Origin of the sequence: Propionispora sp. 2/2-37, assembly GCF_001298735.1 — a bacterium.
Classification (GTDB): Bacteria; Bacillota; Negativicutes; order Propionisporales; family Propionisporaceae; genus Propionispora.
In genome coordinates, this window is record NZ_CYSP01000019.1 from 13,677 (window position 1) to 37,781 (window position 24,105).

The window sequence follows — 24,105 nt, forward strand, 5'->3', positions numbered from 1 at the left end:
CCATACCTCCTCCCGGAAACCAGCCAATCTTAGCTTTACATTATTCCAAATTGGCATGAAACTTCCATAAGCTCTTTAATTGAATTTTTTCTTTTTCCACAATCATCTTGGCAATGGTATCACCCAAAAGCAATAAACTCTGTTCAAACAAACTGGACATGGGTTGCTCCGATTGGATTTCATCTGCCAGGTACAGTTTGGTTTGTACCGGTATCCTTACCATTACATCCGTTATTGGGGCCAAACTGCTATGCGGATTGGAGCCAAGGTGTATGATTTTCCCGCCTATTTGTTTTGCTTTTTGGGCTATGGCCACCGGTATCAGGGATTCCCCGCTTCCAGACGCAACAATTAATATGTCTTTGTCGGTCATGGCCGGTTCTGTAATTTGTCCAACAATAACGGAATAGACCCCTAAATGGGAAAGCCGTTTGGCAAAGGCCTCTATCGCCAGTTTGACCCGCCCAACGCCAATAAAAAATACTTTTTCAGCTTGCAGAATAAGTTCAATACATTGTTTTACATCTTCTTCCCGGACCTTTTCCAGCGCAATATTGCATTCCGATAAAATAGATTGATAGGTTTGTCTATAGTTCATGTTTCCCATCCTCTCTATGATTTCTAGCTTCCAAACCAAGTTGAATTTCTTTATTCATTTGCACGAAATTATCCTGTAGGGAAGCTCCCTTCCTGAAAAAGCTGGTACTTCCTGCAACTAAACAATCGGCTCCCGCCGCCACAACTTCGGCTATCACTTCCATAGAAACCCGGCCGTCTACCACAATCCGGGTATGCAGTCCTCTGCTTTCAATATACTTTTTACATTCTGTAATCTTCTTCAGTGCATAAGGCACCATCGCCTCCCCTTTATGGCCTGCATAGCCTGGGCTGATCAGCATGAGCAAGACATAGTCGCAATGTTCCAGGACATAATCCATCACCTGCAGGGGAGTTGCCGGATTTAAGGCGATACCGGCCTTACTGCCTGCCGCTTTAATTAATTGCAGCATTCTCTCCACATGGAAGGCTGATTCATAATGAAAGGTAATGCTCTGCACTCCGATCTTCGTTAGTTCTTTAATAAAAAATTCGTTATCTTCGGCCATGATGTGAACATCAAAGTCCAGGCTGGATTTATTTCGCAATTGTTCAATGACAGTTAGACCCAACGGCATACTTGGACTAAAATGTCCGTCAATCAAGTCCACATGCAAAGAATGAATTCCCGTTTCTTCTAGCTTTCTTATATCATCCAATAGATTACAGAAGTCGGCACAAATAACAGAGGGTGAAATTATGACTTCACTGCCTCTCATTGGTAAATGATTGCTTCCCATTTACTTTTCCTCCATAGCAATAGCTGCATCCGCGCTAATCGTTTATTTTTAGCAATATCTCATATACTTCCTTAATCTGATTTGATTGTACCAATCGCTCGACCGTGCTTGCATCCTGAATCGTCAGGGCAATCTTGGAGAGTATCGACAAATGTTCCTCACCTACTCCGGCAATCCCGATAATCAAATAGGCTGTCTCTTCCCCGTATTCAATTCCATCCTTATATTGCATAACAACAATCCCGGATTTGAGAATATCCTGTTTGGAACCGTTTGTTCCATGCGGAATCGCAACTCCGTTACCGATATAGGTATTACAAACCTTTTCCCGTTCCAGCATTCCCTTAATATAACTGTCCTTAACATAACCCCTCTCAGCCAGCATCCTTCCCGCAGCAATAACAGCCTCTTCTTTCGATTTCTTATCCAGATTAATTGCAATATTCTCTGGTAATAAAATGGTTTGTTGCATACAGATTCCCCCAGACTAAGATATAAAATTTACAAGCACATCGCTCAGATGTTTCAGGACAGCTTCTTTCGTACCTTTACAAACTTCCTGTAAAAAATTCTTATTAACTATCAACCCTTTGCTGATTGCGCTCAACATCTCCACTATTCTGTCATCCGCATCATCCGGCATAAGAATTACAAAAGCCGTACTAATGGCGGACTGTACATCCCCGGAAACGGCTTCAATAGGTGAAAGCAGCCGGATTACCCCAATTTTCAGGCAATCTTTTATTTTACAATGAAATAGTACCAAACCACCCTCATCAATTACCGTACTGCCATATTCCTCTCGTTTCAGCAGCCTTTTCAGAATCAACTCCCGGTAAGATTCCTCCGCCGCCATATTTTTCGCTATATATTCAATCAATGTCAGTTTGGTTCTGGCAGAAACCCGGGTTTCAAAGTAAAAATCATCAATAAGGTTATGAATCAATTTCAGATAATACAAGGTATCTTCCGTATTAAAATCTTTTTTGCTAATCTGTGCATCCATTTTTGTATTAGCCGCTCTCTTGGTAATTGACAAAATATTTTTCTTTTCCGTAATTTCATTAATTTTTTTGTACAATCTCATTTTGTCTTCTTCACGCACCAAAGGATGCACTACAAGCGACGGTATAATAAACGTTTCCATGTTAACTGAAGAAATAATCAGGTCAATACCTTGCCCGGAAAGTTCGACTTCGTTAACGGCTTTGCTGGATATGGTTGCAACAATTTCAATGTTCTTAACCTGCCGCTTTATTTTTTCCACCAGTATTTTCGATGTGCCAATACCGCTCATACAAATTACGATAGCTTTAATCGATTTTGCATGGTTCTCCAACGCCACCAGAGACGCCGCAAAATGGATGGTTATATAGCCAATCTCTTCATCATTAATTTCTTTACCAATGACCGATTTTAAAAATGAAACATTCTTTTTGACAACCGCAAAAATTTGTCCGTACTCATCTTTAATCGATTCCAAAAAGTTGTTTGCCACTCTGACATTCATACTGACTCTGACAATTAAAAGTTTTAAGTGATCAACCAGACGGTTCATTAAATCATTGTCGTAATCCAGTTTAACCTGCAAATCCCGCTGGATATTGAATATAATTGTATGCGCAACAGCAAGCAAATCATCATCATTCATCACCTGCTCAGCGGTGCTCCCCTGTCTGATTCTTGCTGTTACAAAATGAATGAGAATCATATATATTTCGCTCTCATTTAAAGAAAACTGATAGTACTTTTCAATTATCCTTAGCAGCATTATAATAAAATCATATTGCACAAAACCTTTGGCTGCTTTTAATTTCGTCTCATCTATGCGGATCTTTCGATCTTTTCTTTGTACCATCAGGCTTAATAATAAAATCAGCTTGAAATAAGATTCATCAACCAGCGTTTCTTTTATATGACTGTCATAGTTATCTACGATTTTCTTGATATTTTCAACGATGCTGCGGTCGACACTTTCCGATAGCTTTACTTTTGTAAATCGTGATAACTCTTCTTTAAAAAATTCCGGACTCATAAATTCGATAAAACTATAATGGATATTTTTAGTATCAATATAGCTGATTAATAAATTGGCAATGCCCTCCCGGACCAGGCTTTCCTCTCCTTCGACAAGCAATCCATTGCCGCGGCACCGGATAAGTTTTAACCCGTTTTGTGAAAGCCATTTTTCCACTTCTTCCAGATCTCTGCCGACTGTCCCTAATGATACCTTGAGAATCGATGAAAAATAATAGGATTTTACCGCTTCTTTCATGGCAAGCAGTTCAGAAATGATGACGATTTTCCGCTCTGCGGATGATAGATACCCGCTGTCGCTTTTATTGATAATCCGCTTCAACTTTAGTCTTTCTTCATCTATTACCAGCAAACGGATACCCTCGCCACGTTTGATTTCGAATTTTATATGATTATCCTTACAATAAGACTCAAGATATTTTATGTTTCTGGCTACAGTACGAATGCTTATATCCAGCTTGTTTGAAATATAGCTGTACGTAACATAATCATTTTCGTGCATTAACAACTCTAAAATGGCAACTGCCTGCTTATCCATAACACTTCACTCCTTCCAATTTCAGGCAAGGAGAATTGCTTTCATTGCAAAATGTACATTCCATCGTTGTTTTTGAACAGCGGTTTATCTGGCAGCAGAATTCCATCTTGATAAACCGCTGTTCATTACCCGGCTTATACAGCCAAGAGGGCTCCAACCCCAATTGGTTGTATATGCCTTTTTTAATTAGTAAGCCGTTTCACCAAATCATCGTATTGAGGTGCCGAAACATAATTATTGATGGTAATAAACTCTACATTGGCTATTACCCGTTTTGCCCGCTCCAGTAAGCTTTCGTGGCAGATTACCAGATCAGCCTCTGACGGGATATTTTCAACCGAACGGTTTATCACCTGCACATCAACACCGGATTTTTTAAATTTTTCGCTCAGTACGGATGCCCCCATTGCACTTGATCCCATACCTGCATCACAGGCAAATACAATTAACTTAATATCTTTCTTTACCGTATTCATCACACCAATTTCATGAATCGGCTTTTTCCCTTTTAATTCCTGCATCAGTGTTTTTGAAGACTGGAAATCATCTTCGGTTACAACTTTATTATCCATTTTTAATAATACGGAAGAAACCATAAACGACACTGCCGTACCGACAAACACCCCTGCCAAAGTAGCTAAATAGCCGCCTTTCGGAGTCATGGCCAAAAACGATATAATACTGCCTGGCGACGGAAATGCTACCAGGCCTGCACCGAACGCCTGAAAGGTAATGATGCCGCTCATACCGCCTAAAATCATAGCAATAATCATAACCGGTTTCATAAGTACATAAGGAAAATACAATTCATGAATCCCGCCAAAGAAGTGAATAATGATTGCAGTGGGCGCGGACTCTTTACTAATCCCTTTACCGAAAAACCAGTAAGCCAAAAGCAAACCCAGGCCGGGTCCGGGACTGGAAGCTACCATAAAGAAAATTGACTTGCCCTGTTCCAGTGCCGCCTGTACTCCGAGCGGAGCATAAATCCCCTGATCAATCGCATTATTTAAAAACAATACTTTTGCCGGCTCATTGAAAACAGATAACAACGGCAGCAAATTAGCATTAACCAATACTTCGATGCCGGCCTTAACCACGTTGTTAACTGCTAAAATGGCCGGCCCAATGCCCAAGTACGCTGCAATTGCCAATACCATGCCGAGGATCCCGATGGAAAAATTGTTGACAATCATTTCAAAGCCCGCAGGAATCTTGCCTTCAATCATATCATCAAACTTCTTAATGACATAGCCTCCAAGGGGTCCTAAAATCATGGCACCGATGAACATGGGAATACTCGACCCTACAACAACACCCATAGTCGCAATCGTCCCCATAACACCGCCACGTGTGCCGGCGATTGCCTTACCACCCGTATAACCGATCAGCAGCGGCAGCAAGTAGACAATCATCGGCCCGACAAGCTTGGCAATGTGTTCGTTAGGAGCCCAGCCGGTTGGAATAAACAAGGCCGTAATCAGCCCCCAGGCGATAAATGCCCCAATATTAGGCAAAACCATGCCTGTGAGAAATCCTCCAAATGCTTGAATATTTGCTCTGGTTATCATATTTTTCTCCTTTCGTATTTTTAGTACTTTATGTACAGCCCTATTATAAGATTGAACTTACAGACTTTTCAATCAAAAGAAACCACCATAATGGCAGGTTGAACAGCTGCCAAAATTAAATAAAGGAACAGCTTGACAATAAAAAAGCCGGCACCATAGACATGGTGTCAGGCTTTTATCATTCGAAAGGTTATTGCCTTCATCTTTTCCTCATCACTGCAAAAGTTTTTGCGGCGACAAATAGTAAAAAATGCTGAAATTCACGCTTGTATTACGGCCCGCCGTTATGCTGTTAAAAAACAGCTCGTCTTAATCATCAAATTTTTGATAATAAATATTATTCTTCGACTCCAGTTTTTCCAAGGCGTCCAAACGGTCCTGCAGACCGCCGATTCGTTTTGCTACATCACGAAGCAGCAAGTTCAAAAGAATCATCGGCGTACTGTATATATCAAATATGGAAGAAATGGTAATCGGTACATAGATAATCGGATCAGCCATTTTAGAAACAGGCGAAATCATGCTGTCGGTAATGGCGGCAATCGTGAAACCCCGTTCCTTTAATTCTTGAAATTTTACAATCAAAGTATTGGGATAACGGGGAAAAACAATACCGAATACCAAGGTTTTTTCCGGATTTTCCAGACTTAGTGTATCCCAGGCGGGATCATGCGGCGTAATCTGCACGACATTGCTGCGAATTTTATTTAGAATATAACAGGTATAAGGCAGCATGGTAGCCGACATGCGGGCTGACAACAATACTACTTTTTCGGCTTCCACCAGTTTATGTACCAACTCATTATAAGGAGGCTGGTTAATAATGGCCTCCAGGTCATCAATATTTTTATGTTCCATCTCCAGGATATTCCTGATTTTTTTGTTGTTATTGCTGCCGGATATATATTGCAGGCGCTGCGGCGCTGTAATTTCCTCACTTACAAATTTTTGCAGGTTTCGCAAAAAATCATTATATCCCCGATAACCCAGCGCACTGCAAAAGCGTGATACGCTGCCTTGACTGACATTAGCTTCCGCCGCCAATTCTCCAGCCGTCATGAACAATATACTCATGTAATTCTTTTCAATATAAGCCGCCAGTTTTTCATAAGTGGAAGAGTCATTAGCAATATCGACCATTTTTTGCAACAAAATTTGCAACTCTTTAATGCGAGGCTTTTCTCTCATATACAACCTCCTCAAGATTCTATGAATGATTATTTCACTTATAATCGTTTAAATAATAATGAAACCATTAACGACAGGATAAAAAAATATTCATTATACCATTTCAAAATACCTGCAAACAGCTTGTCCCAATCATAAAAACCCCATAAAACAGCCAAAGAGCTATAAAAACAAAAAGTCCAAAGAATGCTACTATTCTTTAGACGCCATTATCTATCTGTACACTTATGTCATTTCAAACCAAGGTTATCACATAGTCACCGGGTTGTCAATAGGCAGTGGCAAGATACTGAAATCAGTCTATTTGAGCTTTACATTAAGCCTGAAGAAAGCTTCTGCCTGTAAAAGAGTAAAAGCACCATGCTTTCCTGACAACAGTCCCATTATTTCGAAAATTTTTCTAACTTTTAATTTTTATCCAAATTTGCCCCTGCAAATAAAAAATCCCCACCCCTCGGTAGGGATCCCCTATACAAATCAAATCATTTATTGAAGATCAGTATGAAAACCGCTAACCCCAAAATGTTTCGTTCCAATCTTAATTCATTCATTTCTGATTTGGCCTCTTGCTCGTACTCCTGCAAGGATTGATTGGCCTTCTGCAATGAGGTCTGCGCTGCTTCTAACTTTGTCCTGGCTTGAATCGATTCGGTTTTCAGTTGTATTAATTGACTTTGCAGTGCCGCCAAGTCCTTCTGATATTCTTCCAGCTTCAGCCGCGCTGCCGTCAAGTCCTGTTTCGATTCGGCCAAGTCCATCAATAGTTGATTGTTGTTGTTCTTGAGCTGATCGAATATCTGATCTAACCGCGTCAGCTCCGCTTCCGTTATCTGATAAGCCGGCTCTGCCGCTAAACAAGTACCAGGTCCCGACACCAAGAACAAGCAGCAGAGCAACAATGATAACAGTTTTCTTATCAATGTTAATCATCCCCTATCCGATTATTTTTACAATAACAACGGTTACCACAATCCCAACAGCATCACCAATATAAAAAGTCCGTTTGGCTTGTTGATGTATAGCTGCTTTGATAATGCCATCCAGTTTGTTAATCTCGTCAGCCTTGCCTAAAATCCATTCTCCCGCATGTTTCAGAAACTTTACCATAGTACCTCCCTCCTTTAATTTTGGATTTTATCCAGAAAATAATCGGTTACACACCTCTGGCCATTCCGACAGTACACAAATAACGGTAATGCCCTGCGTTGAACATGATTTTCTAGCGACTTCCGCCATCTAGTTGAGGAATATTCGTCTTTCTCTGCAGCTGACAACTAACGGCTACTTAACTGTCATAATCCATCCTATGAATGTTCCAGGAATTAAGCTACGGCTGTAGTCGAGTATATGTTTCAGAAATTGCCTCCAGACGATGCGAATACCATGGCCCTAACCCCAAAATAATCTTCAGGCTGGCCTCTTTACCTGCTTTAGCCATTTCTGCTTTATTACATTCTTTTAACCGGCTAAAATAAACGGCCGACTGGTTCAGGCATAAAAAGAATTTGCACAACTCACTTTTATAACCTAATCTGACAATATGGGCACTATCTTTTGGGCTATTATAGGGGGAATATACCGGTTATGCACAAAATAAAGCTCCGGCAGATTAATCCACCGGAATTTATGCTGATTTGCCCGTATTCTTTTTTCTTTTGGTTATTTACCGCCGCGCCGATATGTCTTTTTTAGATTATCAATATCCAGGACACTTTGTTGTTAATCAAAGGAAATATATCTGAACAAGCGATACTCGTCTTCATATATCTAACGCTCTGATTTGTTCTTTCAGGAGCGTTAACTCTTTTTGTATTTCTTTCATTTCTGATACTAGACTATCTTCTCTTCCCGCCCTTTCGGCTTCAGCTTCTTTTTCATAACGTTGATTCCTTAACTCAATAAAAAATAAAAGCACATCGCTAATAGCAACCAATGCTAGTGCAAATAAAATTAACTTATTTAGATCGTTGCAGTTCATGCCAGCAACTCCTTTAGAAAATATCAGTGTATCTTATTCGCTGTGCAATTTAAGTGTGTAGAAAATACACATTGCCAAAGTAAACTAAGGTAGTTGGCCTAATAAAGCGCATTATGCCAATAGTTCAAGGAGATATGACAACCCTGCATGCAGGGTTATTTTATTCTGCAGCCTTTATGATTGGACTAGCAGTCCAACAATACCGTACAGAGAATACTTAAAATTTATCGTGCCGGCCGATCATTTTGGGCCGACTTTATCGTTCGATCCCGCATTTTAACCCGCGCTGTTGCCGGATACAGTAACCATCCTGTTGGCAGGCACATTTAGCATTGCATTTGATTAGTACTAAAAAAACGGCATCTGCCGAACAGTTCGTCCAGCGATGCCGCTAACCGTTTATTTTATTGATAGCCTTCATGCTTACTACCTCCTTTTGATTTACGAATAAATAATAATCTGATTCCAAGTTATAATAAGAGAAGTAACAATTTATGGAGGGATAATTATGACTGATACCGACAAGTTTATGCAAGAAGAATTTATGCCTTTTTATAAACGCACATTTGAGGCGTTTGTAAAGAACCATAGTTCGCTATATGCAATTGCCGAAAAAATCTTGTCTGGCAAGACAAACCACATAGGGATTCGTATTACGTCAAACAACACTACTATTGGTGAATACACCGTTTATTTTAATGGGGCAACTATTTCTAATCTTGAAAACGGAGTACTTTCATCAGAGATCCATACTCCCTTTGGAATCATTAAGCCTTATGTAATTCTGGAAAAAAATACTGTTGAGAAGATGATTGAAGATGAACCGAATTTTATCAAAGACCCATTTACAACTAAAATGAAATACGCCCATGATTTTACTATAAAGTTTTTAAAATAAGTAATGCTCATCCCTCCGATCTCGCGCCAGACTGCCTTGCGCACGATCCGGATTTCTTTGTTTTGGGTTTGTTTACTCCAGGTATTCCAGCAAATTAGCATCTCCTTTGCTACCCCTCCCGTATAATCTCTGCCCATCCGGCCATACTAAGATTGTATTTTCCTCTCTAGGTCAGCTATATGGCTGGCCTATTTTTATGTCACCTTTAGTCAAGTTTCGGAATAAAATGTTATGTAACATTCTCCTCTTTGATTCTAGGCCATCGAATGGGCTGTTGGTCTAGAACCACTTCATACCTCCGCAGGTATCTCTCCCTTTTAGGCCAGCCACTCCTTAAGCTGGTCTATTTTTTTATACACAAATATTAAATATAGATAAATCTCAAATCAGACCAAATAATAATATTAATTAACGTAACATTGTTTACTATATGTGAATAAACTATACTATAACCAACCAAAAAAAACTATTGGAGGTCTGATATGGATGTACTGTAAATCCAAATATGACTGTATGCCCCATTGTAAACCTATGAAAAAATGTAAGCCTGTACAAACTTGCAAACCGAGCTACTGTGACCCCTGCGAGATGTATGAATATGAGCCAAGTTGCAGAGAAAGATATGTTGGAACCTATACCACAAAGTACAAGGTTTACGCTGATTGTGACTATAATATTGGCAGAGTCTGCGGTTATTGCGGGCATGAGTATGACGCGGAAGAATATGACGAATGCCCAATGTGCAATGCACCTGCGAGTATGGCAGAAATGGCTATGGATGATGACGATCCAGGCGGCAATCCGGATGGATTTGGCTTCGGGCGCCGCAGACGTAGATTTTTCCCGCGTTTTTTCTTTTTCCCTCCTTTCTTCTTTTTTTTCCGTCGACGTCGTCGTTGGTGGGATTAACATTTAAAGTTCAATTGCAAACTTACAGGTCATGTAATAACTGGCCTGTTTTTTATGCCGTTTACGTTTATCCCTAACACAAGCATTTTTTATCTGGTTTCGGGCACAAGCACGTGCACAAGTTAACATAACAAAAAAGCCTGCATCTCTGCAGGCCCTGATTTTACTGGAGCTGGTAATGGGACTCGAACCCGCGACCTGCTCATTACGAATGAGCTGCTCTACCAACTGAGCTATACCAGCGTTTCGTACGTTCTATATTGTACCTGCTCGAAAGAAAAAAGTCAACCTCCAATCCCCACCATTTTGCTTTCTTCCAGGTTTCTCTTGTTTTCTTCATAGGTCTTCTGAATCAGCAGATAAGCCTCCTGCCCCTGCCCAAATAAATCGGCCGCCACACCGGCATCCAGTTTTTGCCCGGCAACCATGGATCGGATGATCTTTTCAGCCTGCGCCAGCGACATTCTGGTGCGATAAGGGCGGTCTTCGGTAAGCGCGGTAAAAACATCGGCCACCCCGACAATCCGCGCTCCCAGGGAAAGCTTATCACCTCTAATCCGGAACGGATACCCGGTGCCATCCAGCGTTTCATGGTGATATGCCGCCCATTCGGCAATTGTCTCAAATCCGTTGATCTGCTCCAAAATCCGGTATGTATAATACGGATGCTGCCTCATGATCAAAACCTCTTCCGCGGTAAGCCTCCCGGGTTTTTCCAGTATCTCGTTTGGCACAGCCAACTTACCTAAATCGTGCAGCAGCCCGGCAATATGAAAAGCCTTAACCTCTTCCTCGCTGTAGCCCTTAATCCGGGAAAGAAAAATGCTCATCTCGGCAACAGCCCGCGAATGGGTAGCCGTAAACGAACTGGTGGCATCAATAATCTTCGCAAAAATGTCCGCAATATTAATGATGTCATCCATACTGAAGCGCATCCAGATGTACTCACCCAGATTACGAAAAAAGTTCTGATAATAGTTGGGATTTACCAAATCCAGCCAGAATCCTTCCTGTCCGGCAAACTGGTCCAGCGCATAGAGCAAATCCGGGTCGAAATGACTGCCGCTCAATTGATGCAGTTTTTTCAGAATAACGGGACGTTGCTCAAAAATACCGACGTCTTCGCGGATCATAACCTCCAGCCGGTCAGCCAGATTAATAATGCGTGCCAGCAGTGGAATTTCCCTGCCCGTTTTTCCGTTGGGCGTGGAACCATCCCAATGGTCGTGGTGATGACGTATTGGCTCGGCCAGCATCCCCAACTGCGGTGAATTTTTCAACAACTGATATCCGGCTTCAGCATGAGCCCGCAAATTATATCCCGGTTCCGTACTAAACAGCTTACGCTTTTCTTCCCAGCGGGCGGAAGCGCCTAAATCATGCAGCAGTGCTGAATAAACCAGAACCTGGCACTGCCAGTCATCTATGCCAAGCTGTTCGGCAATACGCAGGCTGATCATGGCCGTACGCCAATGATGGCGGGACAAGCCTGGTCCATTGGATAACTCCAGGGAAGTGGATAACGCCCGCAGTATCGTTATTGGGTGTATGCTTAATCCCATTTTCATCTCTCCAAACATTCTCTAATAGGCATCCGCCACATTGGTTTACTCTTCCAGGGTAGTTTTTATAGACATTATACCTGGTGCCACTTTATGTCGTCAAACAAACCTGCAATTAATCCTGGTACGCCCCGCCGCACTGCGGCTGAGGAAGCCTTAACGCCCCCGTTTGCCAGGGTGGCCAGCGTGCCATATTCCGCCTGCTTTAAAATAATTATGGTGTCTTCCTCACTCATCAGTTTACTACTACGTCGCATGTTTTTAAACATCATTGCTTCCCCCTGTAAAACTATATAACCTGAGTATTGTTTTTTTGCAAAACGCTGACAATTTCCTTATCCGGAAACGTATTGGTAATGACGGCATCAATATGCTGCAAGCTGGAAAATTTATAAGGTGCATCGTGATAAAACTTATTGTTTTCCATGACCAGATAAATTTTTTGGCTGTTTTTTATAATCGCCCTTTTGGTATTGGCATCATCAAGGTCGACAGTTGTCACACTATTGTCCGTAATATCAACCCCGCAACTGCCAATAAACGCCTTATGCGGCTTGTAATTTAGTATACTGCTGATGGTCATCGCTCCAATGAAGCCGTTAGAAAATTTGCTCAGCCCACCCCCGGTACAAATGACATCGATCTGATTATCCGGACGGTTAAGCACTGCAACAATATCGATCATATTGGTAATGACCGTCACCCGCTTATTGCTCCGGGATAACTGTTCCGCCAGTATCAGATTGGTTGTGGAAATATCCAAAAAAACCGTATCCTGTTCCTGAATTTCCTTAAAAGCTTTGTTGGCTATCAATGTTTTGGCTTCCTGGTTACTGTGCAGCCGTTCGGCAATGGCTGCATTATAAGCCTTGACCCGGACCGGAATCGCGCCGCCATACGTTTTCTGCAACAAACTTTCGTTCTCCAATACCGTCAAATCCTTGCGGATACAGTCTTCAGTCACATTAAAATAATGACTTAATTCCTTAACCACCACTTTTCCGTCCCGCTGCAACAACTTTAAAATTTCTTCCTGCCTCTCCTGAGCAAACAAACTCATCAGCCCCTTGCTACATTTCAGATATTTCCATTATATAATAACAATCAATACAAAACAATAAACCTCGCCCTCTGTCTAATTTTCAAAGGATCCCAGCCTTTGAAAATTTCTGTTGAATTTTTTAAATTCCAGCAGTACAATAAAAATAAATATAAAACAATACGAACAAATAACAAACAATTCTTTATGTAATCATTCCGTTTTTTGACGGAGGTGAGCAGATGATCAGCCAACGGGTCCAACAACTAAAAGACGGACTTTTCCTAAACACCGGAGAAATTTCGCTGGAACGGGTCCGGTTGTATGCAAAGAGCCGGCAGCGTACCGTCAGCGACCGTTCTATCATCATGCGAAGAGCTAAGGCCATCGCCAACTTCCTGTTACAAGTGGAAATATCCATCCGTCCTGGCGAACTTCTCGCCGGCAGCCCTACGGTTAAACCACGTTCAGGAATGTTCTCACCGGAAACGGATCCCTACTGGGCTGCAGACGAACTGAATACGCTGAAAGTAAAAAAAGCCCGGAATATCAACACTTTTAAGCTCCATCAGAGCGCTGAAGGCCAGGAACATATCATTATGAATTATCAGCAGGTCTTAGCACACGGTCTGGACGCTTTACTGCTGGAGTATAAGCTGCAGCATCAAAACAATCCGCAAAATCCGTTTTTCTATGCTGTTCTTTTTGTCCTGGCAGCCACAGCCTGTCATATCCAGCGCTATGCCGAACTGGCGGAACAAATGGCCGCTTCCGAACAAGACAGTCTCCGCCGTAATGAACTGATGGAAATGGCCCGGATATCCCGGAAAATCGCGCATGACAAACCGGAAACCTTCTATGAAGCCTGCCAGCTGTTCTGGTTTCTGAATATAATAGCCCAATGCGAATCCCCTGCCACTTCTGTCTCCCCCGGCCGTTTTGACCAATACATGTACCCATTTTATGTAAACGACATTGTGAAGGGCGTTCCGGTAGAAAGCATTAAGGAACTCCTGCACTGTCTCTGGATTAAAATGAATGACGTGGTACTGAGCCCCGGTGAAGACAGCACCAAGAGTTTTGCCGGATTCCCCGCAGGCAATACCATCACATTAGGCGGTCTTGACCATCACGGCCGTTCCGCGGTAAACGAGTTCTCCTATCTCATTCTGGACACGTACCGGGAAATTCAACTGCCACAACCCCATTTAGGAATACGTATCAATGAACTGACACCACAAGCCTTCCTGGGCAAAACAGCGGAAATCGTCCGCCTGGGAATAGGCATTCCCCGAATTGTTAATGACAGAGCCATTATACCCGGGCTTTTACTTCAAGGTGTGCCGCTGAAAGAAGCCCGTGACTATGCTGTTGCCGGCTGCACCAGGCTTTCCATATCCTGTAAAGCTTAACACTTGTTAAGAGGAACTTTCCTCTTAAGGCGGCAATTCTATCCGGCAGTGGAGTTTTATCTCAGTAGCGTTGACAAAGCAAGCATACACGGAAAGCCCAAAAACAGAAAAAATTCAGCTCACGCCCCGTCTTTCTAGGCTTGGTTAAAGGAAGTGAATAAGGAAAGGCCGAAGAACTATTTTAAAATTCTTCGGCCTTTCCTTATTCACTTCACCGGCCCTCTGTCCCGGTCTGCCGCGTCCAGTATTTTGCCTTTAAGCAGTTTCTTGGCTATGACCGTCACTCTGAGCGCCTGGGCAAATTTTTTCAATCGCTGGATTTCACCGGCAGTAACCAGAGAGATAGCCGTACCCTTTTGGCCGGAACGTCCCGTCCGGCCCACACGGTGGAGATAGATTTCCGCTTCTTCCGGTAAGTCCAGATTAAACACATGCCGCACGCCTGCAATATCCAAACCGCGGGCTGCCAAATCGGAAGCAACCAACAGTCGTGCCTTTCCGTTACGAAAATCTTCAATCGCTTTTTTTCGTTCATTTTTCAAGGAACCGCCATGCAGACCGACCGCATTAAATCCGTGATAGTTCAGCTTTTCCGTTACAACCCCAACTTGATCCCCTTGATTAATAAATACCAACGCCCGTTTAACATTCATATGAAACGTCAGTTTACGCAGTACTTCGATCTTGTCCCGCCGTTCGGCCACAAAATAGAAATGCTCAATATCGGCCGGAACTTTTGCCTGTGCTTTTACCTGCACAACGACAGGGTCTTTTAAAAGTTCCTTGATCCTTGTCTGAACCGTCCGGCTGAAAGTAGCCGAGAATAACAGCAACTGCCGGTCCCGTAAGGTGGTTTTTATAACGTTTTTAACACTGTCTATGTTTTGATCATCCAACAACCGGTCGGCCTCATCAAGGACAATGCTTTTAACGGTTTGCGCTACGATTTTCCTCTTTTGAATAAGTTCCAGAATTCGTCCGCTCGACCCGACAATCATGTGCGGCGTCTCTTTTAACTTGTCAATTTGGCGGCTGATATTCACATTGCCGATAATCGGTGCCGAAACAACCGGCAGGCCGGCCCGATTAGTAACCAGCTCGATTTGGCGGTGGATCTGAATTGCCAGTTCATGGGTCGGTGACAAAATCAAAACCTGTGTTTCCCTCTTGGCAGTATCCAGCCTTTGTATGAGCGGCAAAAGGTAAGCCAGCGTTTTCCCGGTTCCCGTTGCCGACTGTCCGATAATGTCCTTCCCCGCCAGCGCCGGAGGAATAACCTGCTTTTGAATGTCGGTCGGCACCGTAATATTTTCCTGTTGCAACGCCCGGACCAGTGGTTCTGTTATCCCAAGCCCGTAAAAAAAATCTTCCATTCTCTTGCTCTCCTATACAACGATTTCTGCCGTTTACTTCTGTTTCAGTTTCTTTAGTGCCTGCCTGGTTTGAAAAAACCGGGTACTCTTCGCTGCATTTTTTTTATTTTTATAACTGCTTTTATCAGAAATCTTACCCATAGTATCATCTCCTTATGAAAGTATCCCCAAAAGCAAAACAATGAACAACGAAACCGTCAAATTTATTTCTAAGAATTATAACCTATACTATAATGTAACTTTTGTCAACTACGCTATAGCTAAGGAGGCATCATCTTGACCGCCAAAGTGGTTACCTTTCCCACACAAACGGAACAGCTAGCGGAAGAAATGGACCGGATGATCCGGATATATCTGTTTGAACTGACAGGAAATAAGGATCTTGTCAGGCATGTCGGTGACCGTATGAAAGACTTCATTAGCAAATATGCAACCAAAACATTTGAACCTTGCTTCCATCTGGCAGTACCGGCGGGTATGCCGCAGCAGCAAATTGACCGGCTGCTCGCTTCGGTGGACGAAGGTTTCCAAAAAAATGCCCTCGAAGTACAGGAAATGATTAATAAAATTATTTTTGAAAGATTGTATCTGGAAATTGAACTGTATGACAATATGCGTAAACATAAAACCGCAGCAGCCAAACAAAACAATACGGGTCTGTTACAGTGTATGCCCAGCCCGCCTGCTCCCTCGCAGTATTCTTAGCTCTTGTCTGAAAAAAATACCCCGGCTACCCCTCTGTTCACAGGGACATATCGCAAACTGTTTACATAGTATATAGCAAACACTATTTTTATTACTATGTAAAGGAGTAAAAAATATGCGATTTTTAGGAAGCGGCTTGGATTTTGCCGGCGGTGTAAACCTGCAGGTAGTATTAACTAACGGCGACATTATCCAGGGAACATTTTTAGGAATAATCGGGCCGGGACATAATAACTTTGGAACAAATAATAATTTTGACTGTAACAGCCTCGGTTCCAAACACATCACCAACCCTCTGTTGCCCTTAATTGGCGCCCCGGTTTCTCCGTTTATCGGCAATCCCAATATCCAACTGAACGATGAATTTATATTGTTGCAACTGACCTGTGCTTACAATGGCTTTGTAGCCGGCAACCTCGTAGCCATCAACACCGACAACATCGCCACTATCGGCCCAAGCAGCAATACCTGTATTTAAACCACGGCGAAACGGCACTTTGGCTGAAAAACCTTTCCATATAAGTGGCCGTTTTATTCTCGTTTGCATCCGGGCATAATTTAGAGAAAAGTCTGTTGCGACCGAATTCCGCAACAGACTTTTCTCCTGTGTCTCAGGCTATTGCGCCAGCGTTATGAAACGGCGCAGCAACCTCCGGCCATAAGTGTGGTCGGTCAGCGAATACGTGATGCGCTCAAGATCATGGCCTTCCTGTTGTAGTATAACTCTTTCTTTTTCAATATACGTCCGCATCACTGCTTCATTAAATTCGGGATGAAACTGAACACCCCAGATATTATCGTGAATAACAAAAGCATGGTGTGGCTCAAAAGAATTTGCGGCCAGCAGCCGGGCATTTTTCGGCAAAGTAATCACCGTTTGCGCATGGGCCACATGCCCTGAAAACCGTTCCGGCAAACATCTCAGCAGCACATCCTTTTTCCCCGCTTCCGTAAGTTCAATCGCAACCGTCCCCACTTCTGCACCACCCGGATGATAGTCAACAACACCGCCCCAGGCGTCGGCAATAATTTGATGTCCGTAACATATACCAAGTATGGGAACGGAAGTAATGCGAATATTTTTTAACCAGTTGGAAAGTTCCCGGCTCCACTCCTGCCTGTCGGTCACCATGGAATGAGAGCCAGTTATAATAACTGCCGATACATCCCGGAGCGAAGGAATGGTTTTGCTTATGTAGACCGGCGCAACTACCACGTCCTTTACCGGTATACCGATCTGACTGATAATGAAATCCTCAAAATCGCCATGCTGCCGGCAAAGCGAAGCAAAAGTTGTTCCGGTCTTGATAATCAGCAGTCTTCTCAAACCTTTCCCCTCCCTGATAAAAAAATAAACCCAAGGGGACTCCCCCTTGAGCTTCGTTGCTGCAGTATAAGCCGAATTCAGGTTCGGTACCGGCTTTGGCAGGTACGCAGCACCTGTCACCCGGTATTCCTTTTTTCTTCAACTTATCTATATAAAAATATATCATAAATAACGCTGTTTTGCCATCCGCATTTGCAATAATCCGGTCTCATAGACTACAATAAAAGTATTCATCAAGTAAGGTAATCACTAAAGGTGGGATATGTATGTCAATCGATACTGAAAAAGATGTAAAAGCATTACAAAAAATCGGCAAAATTGTTGCTCTTGCCCGGGAAGAAATGGTTAAAAGCCTTAAACCCGGGATGACCACCAAAGAACTTGATCAAATTGGGCGCAAAGTACTGGCCGGCTACGGTGCCAGATCTGCTCCGAAAATTTCCTATCGTTTCCCGGGCTATACCTGCATCAGCGTCAATGATGAAGCAGCCCACGGCATCCCCGGTCCGAGAGTTCTTAAGCCTGGCGACAGCGTCAACATTGATGTGTCCGCCGAATTGAACGGCTATTTTGCCGATACCGGCGCTACAGTTGTATTGGGGAACCAGGATGCACAAAAAGAAGCGCTTTGCCGGTGCTCAAAAAACGCCCTCTTTCAGGGCATCGCTCAGGCAAAGGCAGGTGCTAAAATCAACCGTATCGGCAGAGCCATCTATAATGAAGCCAGACGTAACGGTTTTACGGTAATACGAAACCTGACAGGTCATGGAATCGGCCGGAAACTTCACGAAGAACCGGCATATATACTAAACTACTTTGATCCGCGCGATAATCAGCTTCTAACATCCGGGCTGGTGCTGGCCATTGAAAGCTTTGTTTCGACCGGTGCAGAATATGTCAGGCAAACCAAAAACGGCTGGACATTAAAAACTCCCGATCAGAGCATTGTCGCGCAATTCGAGCATACCGTAATTGTAACGGAAAATGAACCTATCATTTTGACTGCATAAAAAACCAACCTCAATAACCCTTTCGACTATACGAAAGGGTTGCCGTTCTACAGCAGTAAATTATTTGGCGCGTCTGTCCTGCCAGTCGTAATACTTACAGGCACAAGCCAATATAATGGAAGCAATCACCTTTTCCAGAATGACAACGGCAATCAAAATGCCAAAAGCAAGCCAGGCATTTCCGAGCATCAGCCTTCCCCCTTTTATGGATCATACCTTCATTATGCCCATTTTTAACGCTTACATTAACCCATTATCCCTTAAACTTATAGGTGCTATTATACACGTAAAAAAGGATCATCGGCTTTGCCCCGATGATCCTTTTTTAGTTTCCGCTGCCTATTAAATACCGGTATTGCCCGCCTCTTTTACCACCTGCCCCGTTTTCATCATCTTCAGCCATACTTTTACGGAGTCGGTAATAATAAAGACAATGAGTACCATCATGACGCCACTGGCACCCGCCAGCAGCCATTGTCCCTTGGGCAGATAAAATTGAAAAATATTGTAAAACCCTGCCGTCAGGGCGGTAACAATCATAAAACAGAGCGGAGCCAGCGTAGTCCAAGTATACTTCGCTTTTCCCATCCGCAACAGTACCGTGGTGCCTACCGTCAGCGTCAGACTGGCCAGCAGTTGATTGGAAAGGCCGAACAACGGCCAGATGGAAGCAATCGAACCGCCAAAGACCAGATATCCCCATGCCAGGGAAATCAATGCACTGGTGAAAATAATACCAGGAGTCCAATGAACGTCTCCCAGCGGTTTGTACAGCATTCCGCCCACTTCCTGCAGCAGATAGCGGCCAACACGGGTTCCGGCATCAATAATCGTTAAAATAAACAGCGCTTCAAACATAATGGCAAAATGATACAGAAAGGACATGAAGTTTTCCAAACCGGGGATTTTAGCAAAAATATGCGCCATGCCCACAGCCAGCGATACAGCGCCGCCTGGGCGTCCGGCTACGTTTTCTCCCACCATCTGTGACAAAACAGGAAGTTCTTCAATTTTCAGCCCCAGTTTGGCAAAAACCTCCGGAGCACTGTTAATGGCAAAATAGTCGGCAGGAATCAAACTGGTGGCTGCGATCAAAGCCATAATACCGACAAAGGATTCTGCCAGCATCGCACCAAAGCCAATCGGCAGAATTTCGTTTTCATTGGTAACCATCTTCGGCGTCGTACCGGTTGCAATAATGGTATGAAAACCGGAAATCGCACCACAAGCAACCGTAATACAGACAAAAGGCCATACCGGGCCGGGGACCACCGGACCACCGCCGCTGACAAACTGTGTGATGGCCGGCATGTGGATTTGCGGCTGAACAATCACGATGCCCAAAGCCAGAGCACCAATAGTCCCAATTTTCATGTACGTGCTCAAATAATCACGTGGCGCCAGCAGCAGCCATACCGGCAAAGCCGCAGCAATGAACCCATACAACGGCAACAGGATATCCAGTTGTGTCCTGCTCAGGGTAAAAAAAGGAGCCCACGAGGAATGCTGCACCCAAGCCCCGCCAAATACGGCAGCGATCACCAGAACAACGCCGATAAAGGAAGCCTCGCCAATACGACCCGGGCGCAGATAACGCATATACACACCGACGAGCAGTGCGATAGGAATGGTTGCCCCGACGGTAAAAGCCCCCCAGGGACTGTTAAACAGTGCATTGGCTACGGCAATGGCCATGCCGGCCATCGTAATGATTAAAATAAAAATAACCGCAATGGCTGCCGCCAGGCCGGCCGATTTTCCGATTTCCGCCTTGGCAATCTCGGCTATGGACAAACCGTCATGACGAATGGAAGCGAACAGTATCACCATATCGTGCACCGCCCCGGCAAGGCAGGCCCCCACCAGCAGCCAGATCGTACCCGGCAAATAACCGAACTGCGCCGCCAGTACCGGACCGACCAGCGGCCCCGCCCCGGCAATGGCGGCAAAATGATGGCCAAACGTCACCCATTTATTCGTGGGAACATAATCATGACCGTCTTCATGCACAACAGCCGGCGTAGGGCGGCTGGAATCAAGAGCCAGCACTTTGGCTTTCATAAAGGCACCGTAATAACGATAACAAATCATGAGTACCAAGGCCGAAATAATAACAAGATAAAGACCATTCATTCTATTTACCCTCCCAGTACATGTACAAAGTTTATAAACGAATACACTACTGTAACTATAAGGTAAATTTTTCGAATAATAAATGCCATCCCTCTGAATGGCATAAAGTAAGCCTTAAATAGAAATTATCGCCTATGAATGGAAATTATTTTAAACCTAAAATACATTTAATCTCTTTGATCTGGCTTTTACTGACCGGTATTTCCGCCTGCGGACAGTGCTCTACCTTCAGCCAATAGGTGCCCTTGAACCACGGCACCACTTCCCTGACCTTGTCCATATTGACCAGATAGCTTTTGTGCACCCGCAGCATGTGGCTATCGGTCATCCGTTCCTCCAGCTCGCACAACGCGCCGTTATAAACGAATTCTTCTCCGGCCGTCACAATAGCCACACGGCCGGCCTGTGCATAGGCATATATAATGTCACTATAATTTAGCAGTACAATTTTACCCAGTTTTTCCACCGGCAGCTTTCGAATTTGAAAGCTACTGCCGTTCAGCACCGTATCAATCCGTTTGACGGCCGCCCGCCATTCCTCCTGCTGGTAACTTTCCAGACGCGCAATGGTTTTCGTAATGCGCTCCTGCTCAAACGGTTTTAAAATATAATCCACGGCCCCGATATCAAAAGCCTGCAAAGCATATTCATCGTAAGCCGTGGCAAACACGATCATGGCTTGCGCCGCCATTTTCCGCAGGATCACAGCCGCTTCCAGTCCATTCATATCCCGCATATTGATATCCAGAAAGATAACATCCGGCTGCAATTTTGCGGCAAGCTCAATGGCGGTGGCGGCATGGTCCGCTTCCCCGACAACGGCAACCTCCGGTGTAAACGACAGGAGATAACGCAGTTCATCGCGGGCCGGTAATTCATCATCGACAATTAATATGTTGAGCACGTACTTCTCCCTCCTGGGCAGCGATTTTGGGCAACATAATGGTAACCGCAGTACCGGCTCCAACAACACTGTGAATATACAGCCCGTAAGGACTGCCATATTGGCCATGCAAACGTTCATGTACATTCCTTAACCCGATATGGTTGCCTGAAGAGACGTTTTTCAGAGGATTGTACTCTGTCAGGTCCATCCCCACGCCATCATCCTCAATGGCAATCACAATATTATTTTCCTGCTCGGCAATCCTGATACCGATCATCCCTCCGTCCACTTTGGGCTTTAAACCATGCACAATGGCATTTTCAACAATCGGCTGAATGGTCAGGGAAGGAATCAAATATAGCTGCGTTCCAGGATGAATAGTTTCTGCAAAATTCAGTTTACGCCCATAACGGGCCTTCTCTATCGTCAAATAGGAACGGACTTGTGCCATTTCCTCCGCTATGGTAATGTTATGGCCGGATTTTTGTAGGGTAAAGCGAAAAATGGAACCAAGTTTCAGCAATAAGTCCCGGGCCAGATCCGGCTTGGTCCGGACTAAAGATGTAATCGTATTAAGGGTATTAAATAAAAAGTGAGGATTGATCTGAGCCTGCAGGGCCTTTAATTCCGCATTGGCCGCCAATTTGGCCTGGCGATCAATTTCCGCCAGCTCCAGTTGTATGGAAAACAGATGGGCCAAACCATTCGCAAATACTACATCCGACTGGTTCAACAGACTGCTGTCGGTGTAATACAGCTTAAAGGTTCCAATCACCTGATCGCCCCGCTTTAACGGGGCAACGATCGAGCAGCTTAACGGACAGTGAGGGTAATGGCACCCCACCTCCGCCTTGCTTCTGGCAATATAAATCATACCGTTCTGCAGGGCGTGATCGGTGGCCAGCGTAAATCCGCTGTCATTTAACAGGTGGTGATCTTCACCAACACCGACAAACGCCAAAACCCGCTCGGTATCCGTTACGGCAATGGCATGATAACTGCCCTTATCATAAATAATATCCGCTGCCGCCCGGGCAGAGGCTTCGTCCAGCCCCTTACGAAAATAAGGGAGTGTCTCGGCAGCAACAGCCAGTGCTTTTTGTGATTGAGCCGCCCCCGCCTGCTGCTGTACTTCCATGGTTGTTTTGATAATAAGCATAAAAATTGTAAGCCCAATCGAATTAGCAACGATCATCGGCAACGCAATATGCTGCACCAGGGTCCAGGCGGCCTCCAAGGGGCGGGCTGTCAGCAAAATAATGGCCATCTGCAGCGTTTCCCCCGCCATACCGCTGATCAGTACCAGCCACCAGGGCATCGGATGACGTGGATAGCGTCCTTTGATCCAGCCGGCCAACAGGCCTTCCACCACATTGGCCAGCGCACAGGAAAAAGCCGTAAACCCGCCAAACAAAAAATAGCGGTGCGCTCCGGCAATCACTCCTGCTGCACCACCTATCGCCGGACCACCGAGAAGGCCGGCCGCCATTACACCGACAACCCGTGAATTAGCAAGTGCGTTGTCTACCGGTATCCCGGTATAAGTACCGACAATACCAATGCCGCCAAAGATAAGAGCCAGCATGATTTTATCCTTTACCCTCATGTACCGGTAAGTAATGCGGCGAAACACCGACGTCTGCGACAAAACAAAAGCCAGGTTTGCCGCCACACACATCCGCAGCACCATCTTAAACAATAATGTTTCTTCCATATCACTTCATCTCCCGATCCCCCACCAGCTAACTGCCCGATTCTGCACCCTTCCGGCAATACTGACCATCCTGCACCATGCTGTTCAACACGCTGCGCCTACGAAGCCCCACAGTTGCCCTTGAATTCATTGATCTGAATAAGCCGGGCCGGAATAAAGTTCCCGCCCATAAATACGTATTTATAGCCTTGGGGCCCGCCATTATACCAGACCCAACCACCGAAAATAGGCAAAAACATAGTGACCAGATGATTAATACGGATACATCTTCTTAATAAAATCCATCTGTTCACATCCTTATTTAGTGACACTATTATAAATACGCCTTATAACAAAAAAGAACCTTCCGGCAGAAATAACCAAAAAACTAACTTTTTCTGAAAACAGATAACGGTTTATCCGGATAACCACAGCAATAGAAGATTATACGATGAATTTTATCGGAGAAATCTCAACAAAGGGAATAACTGCAAAAGGTATTCGCCTGA

The 24,105-nt window shown here is 44.2% G+C and carries 24 protein-coding genes and 1 tRNA gene; 6 read left to right on the plus strand and 19 right to left on the minus strand.

The genetic code is table 11. The annotated features are described in order from the left end of the window. Window positions 1-40 precede the first annotated feature (40 nt). From hxlB to P22_RS17200, 9 genes are all read right to left on the minus strand, one after another. The gene (gene hxlB, locus P22_RS17165) at window positions 41-598 is read right to left on the minus strand and encodes a 6-phospho-3-hexuloisomerase (RefSeq protein WP_054261464.1); all 558 of its coding nucleotides are present in this window, start codon (window positions 596-598) and stop codon (window positions 41-43) included. After that, window positions 588-1,337, minus strand: coding sequence for a ribulose-phosphate 3-epimerase (locus P22_RS17170; protein ID WP_235814700.1), 750 nt, complete (start codon window positions 1,335-1,337; stop codon window positions 588-590). Before P22_RS17170 ends, hxlB begins: the two co-directional genes overlap by 11 nt. A gap of 34 nt (window positions 1,338-1,371) precedes the next feature. Further along, entirely contained in the window at window positions 1,372-1,809 is a 438-nt protein-coding gene (locus P22_RS17175; protein ID WP_054261465.1) for a PTS mannitol transporter subunit IIA, read from the minus strand. A gap of 15 nt (window positions 1,810-1,824) precedes the next feature. Then, window positions 1,825-3,912, minus strand: coding sequence for a BglG family transcription antiterminator (locus P22_RS17180; RefSeq protein WP_054261466.1), 2,088 nt, complete (start codon window positions 3,910-3,912; stop codon window positions 1,825-1,827). A 182-nt stretch (window positions 3,913-4,094) separates the two neighbouring features. After that, the gene (locus P22_RS17185; protein ID WP_054261467.1) at window positions 4,095-5,483 is read right to left on the minus strand and encodes a PTS mannitol transporter subunit IIBC; all 1,389 of its coding nucleotides are present in this window, start codon (window positions 5,481-5,483) and stop codon (window positions 4,095-4,097) included. A 309-nt stretch (window positions 5,484-5,792) separates the two neighbouring features. Further along, on the minus strand, window positions 5,793-6,671 hold the full coding sequence (locus P22_RS17190; RefSeq protein WP_054261468.1) for a MurR/RpiR family transcriptional regulator: 879 nt from the start codon (window positions 6,669-6,671) through the stop codon (window positions 5,793-5,795). A gap of 482 nt (window positions 6,672-7,153) precedes the next feature. Beyond that, entirely contained in the window at window positions 7,154-7,591 is a 438-nt protein-coding gene (locus P22_RS17195) for a hypothetical protein (protein ID WP_054261469.1), read from the minus strand. Window positions 7,592-7,604: 13 nt separating this feature from the next. Beyond that, window positions 7,605-7,778, minus strand: a complete 174-nt coding sequence (locus P22_RS20750) for a hypothetical protein (protein ID WP_156319030.1) — start codon at window positions 7,776-7,778, stop codon at window positions 7,605-7,607. A 652-nt stretch (window positions 7,779-8,430) separates the two neighbouring features. Next, window positions 8,431-8,649 carry a hypothetical protein gene (locus tag P22_RS17200; protein ID WP_054261470.1) on the minus strand — a complete coding sequence of 73 codons (219 nt, stop codon included), beginning with the start codon at window positions 8,647-8,649 and terminating at the stop codon, window positions 8,431-8,433. Window positions 8,650-9,157: 508 nt separating this feature from the next. Between P22_RS17200 and P22_RS17205 the strand changes: the two genes are divergently transcribed. After that, a complete protein-coding gene (locus P22_RS17205) occupies window positions 9,158-9,547 on the plus strand; it encodes a hypothetical protein (RefSeq protein ID WP_054261471.1) in 390 nt (129 codons plus the stop codon). Between the two features lie 598 nt (window positions 9,548-10,145). Then, window positions 10,146-10,463, plus strand: coding sequence for a hypothetical protein (locus P22_RS17210; protein WP_054261472.1), 318 nt, complete (start codon window positions 10,146-10,148; stop codon window positions 10,461-10,463). Window positions 10,464-10,623: 160 nt separating this feature from the next. On the opposite strand, the gene P22_RS17215 is transcribed toward P22_RS17210, so the two are convergent. From P22_RS17215 to P22_RS17230, 4 genes are all read right to left on the minus strand, one after another. Continuing rightward, window positions 10,624-10,699, minus strand: a tRNA-Thr gene (locus P22_RS17215). Window positions 10,700-10,740: 41 nt separating this feature from the next. Beyond that, on the minus strand, window positions 10,741-12,018 hold the full coding sequence (locus P22_RS17220; protein ID WP_082378547.1) for an HD-GYP domain-containing protein: 1,278 nt from the start codon (window positions 12,016-12,018) through the stop codon (window positions 10,741-10,743). 74 nt (window positions 12,019-12,092) lie between these two features. Further along, window positions 12,093-12,290, minus strand: coding sequence for a hypothetical protein (locus tag P22_RS17225; RefSeq protein WP_156319031.1), 198 nt, complete (start codon window positions 12,288-12,290; stop codon window positions 12,093-12,095). Window positions 12,291-12,307: 17 nt separating this feature from the next. Beyond that, the gene (locus P22_RS17230; protein ID WP_235814701.1) at window positions 12,308-13,078 is read right to left on the minus strand and encodes a DeoR/GlpR family DNA-binding transcription regulator; all 771 of its coding nucleotides are present in this window, start codon (window positions 13,076-13,078) and stop codon (window positions 12,308-12,310) included. A 221-nt stretch (window positions 13,079-13,299) separates the two neighbouring features. Here P22_RS17230 and P22_RS17235 point away from each other — a divergent pair, with 221 nt between their 5' ends. After that, window positions 13,300-14,469, plus strand: a complete 1,170-nt coding sequence (locus P22_RS17235; protein ID WP_054261475.1) for a pyruvate formate lyase family protein — start codon at window positions 13,300-13,302, stop codon at window positions 14,467-14,469. A 206-nt stretch (window positions 14,470-14,675) separates the two neighbouring features. On the opposite strand, the gene P22_RS17240 is transcribed toward P22_RS17235, so the two are convergent. Continuing rightward, window positions 14,676-15,842 carry a DEAD/DEAH box helicase gene (locus P22_RS17240; protein WP_054261476.1) on the minus strand — a complete coding sequence of 389 codons (1,167 nt, stop codon included), beginning with the start codon at window positions 15,840-15,842 and terminating at the stop codon, window positions 14,676-14,678. 276 nt (window positions 15,843-16,118) lie between these two features. On the opposite strand from P22_RS17240, the gene P22_RS17245 reads away from it, so the two are divergent. Beyond that, window positions 16,119-16,547, plus strand: coding sequence for a hypothetical protein (locus tag P22_RS17245; RefSeq protein WP_054261477.1), 429 nt, complete (start codon window positions 16,119-16,121; stop codon window positions 16,545-16,547). A 115-nt stretch (window positions 16,548-16,662) separates the two neighbouring features. Continuing rightward, entirely contained in the window at window positions 16,663-17,025 is a 363-nt protein-coding gene (locus P22_RS17250; protein WP_054261478.1) for a hypothetical protein, read from the plus strand. 138 nt (window positions 17,026-17,163) lie between these two features. Here the strand turns inward: P22_RS17250 and P22_RS17255 are convergent, their stop codons facing one another. Further along, the gene (locus tag P22_RS17255; RefSeq protein ID WP_054261479.1) at window positions 17,164-17,874 is read right to left on the minus strand and encodes a glutamine amidotransferase; all 711 of its coding nucleotides are present in this window, start codon (window positions 17,872-17,874) and stop codon (window positions 17,164-17,166) included. Between the two features lie 266 nt (window positions 17,875-18,140). On the opposite strand from P22_RS17255, the gene map reads away from it, so the two are divergent. Next, the gene (gene map / locus P22_RS17260; RefSeq protein WP_054261480.1) at window positions 18,141-18,884 is read left to right on the plus strand and encodes a type I methionyl aminopeptidase; all 744 of its coding nucleotides are present in this window, start codon (window positions 18,141-18,143) and stop codon (window positions 18,882-18,884) included. A 60-nt stretch (window positions 18,885-18,944) separates the two neighbouring features. Here the strand turns inward: map and P22_RS21410 are convergent, their stop codons facing one another. From P22_RS21410 to P22_RS17275, 4 genes are all read right to left on the minus strand, one after another. After that, a complete protein-coding gene (locus tag P22_RS21410) occupies window positions 18,945-19,073 on the minus strand; it encodes a hypothetical protein (RefSeq protein WP_255351808.1) in 129 nt (42 codons plus the stop codon). Between the two features lie 153 nt (window positions 19,074-19,226). Continuing rightward, a complete protein-coding gene (locus P22_RS17265; protein WP_054261481.1) occupies window positions 19,227-21,017 on the minus strand; it encodes a carbon starvation CstA family protein in 1,791 nt (596 codons plus the stop codon). 145 nt (window positions 21,018-21,162) lie between these two features. Then, window positions 21,163-21,921, minus strand: a complete 759-nt coding sequence (locus P22_RS17270; RefSeq protein ID WP_054261482.1) for a LytR/AlgR family response regulator transcription factor — start codon at window positions 21,919-21,921, stop codon at window positions 21,163-21,165. Then, complete coding sequence (locus tag P22_RS17275; RefSeq protein WP_054261483.1) at window positions 21,896-23,617, minus strand: LytS/YhcK type 5TM receptor domain-containing protein; 1,722 nt, start codon at window positions 23,615-23,617, stop codon at window positions 21,896-21,898. The genes P22_RS17270 and P22_RS17275 overlap by 26 nt, the downstream gene beginning before the upstream one ends. Between the last annotated feature and the right edge of the window lie 488 nt (window positions 23,618-24,105).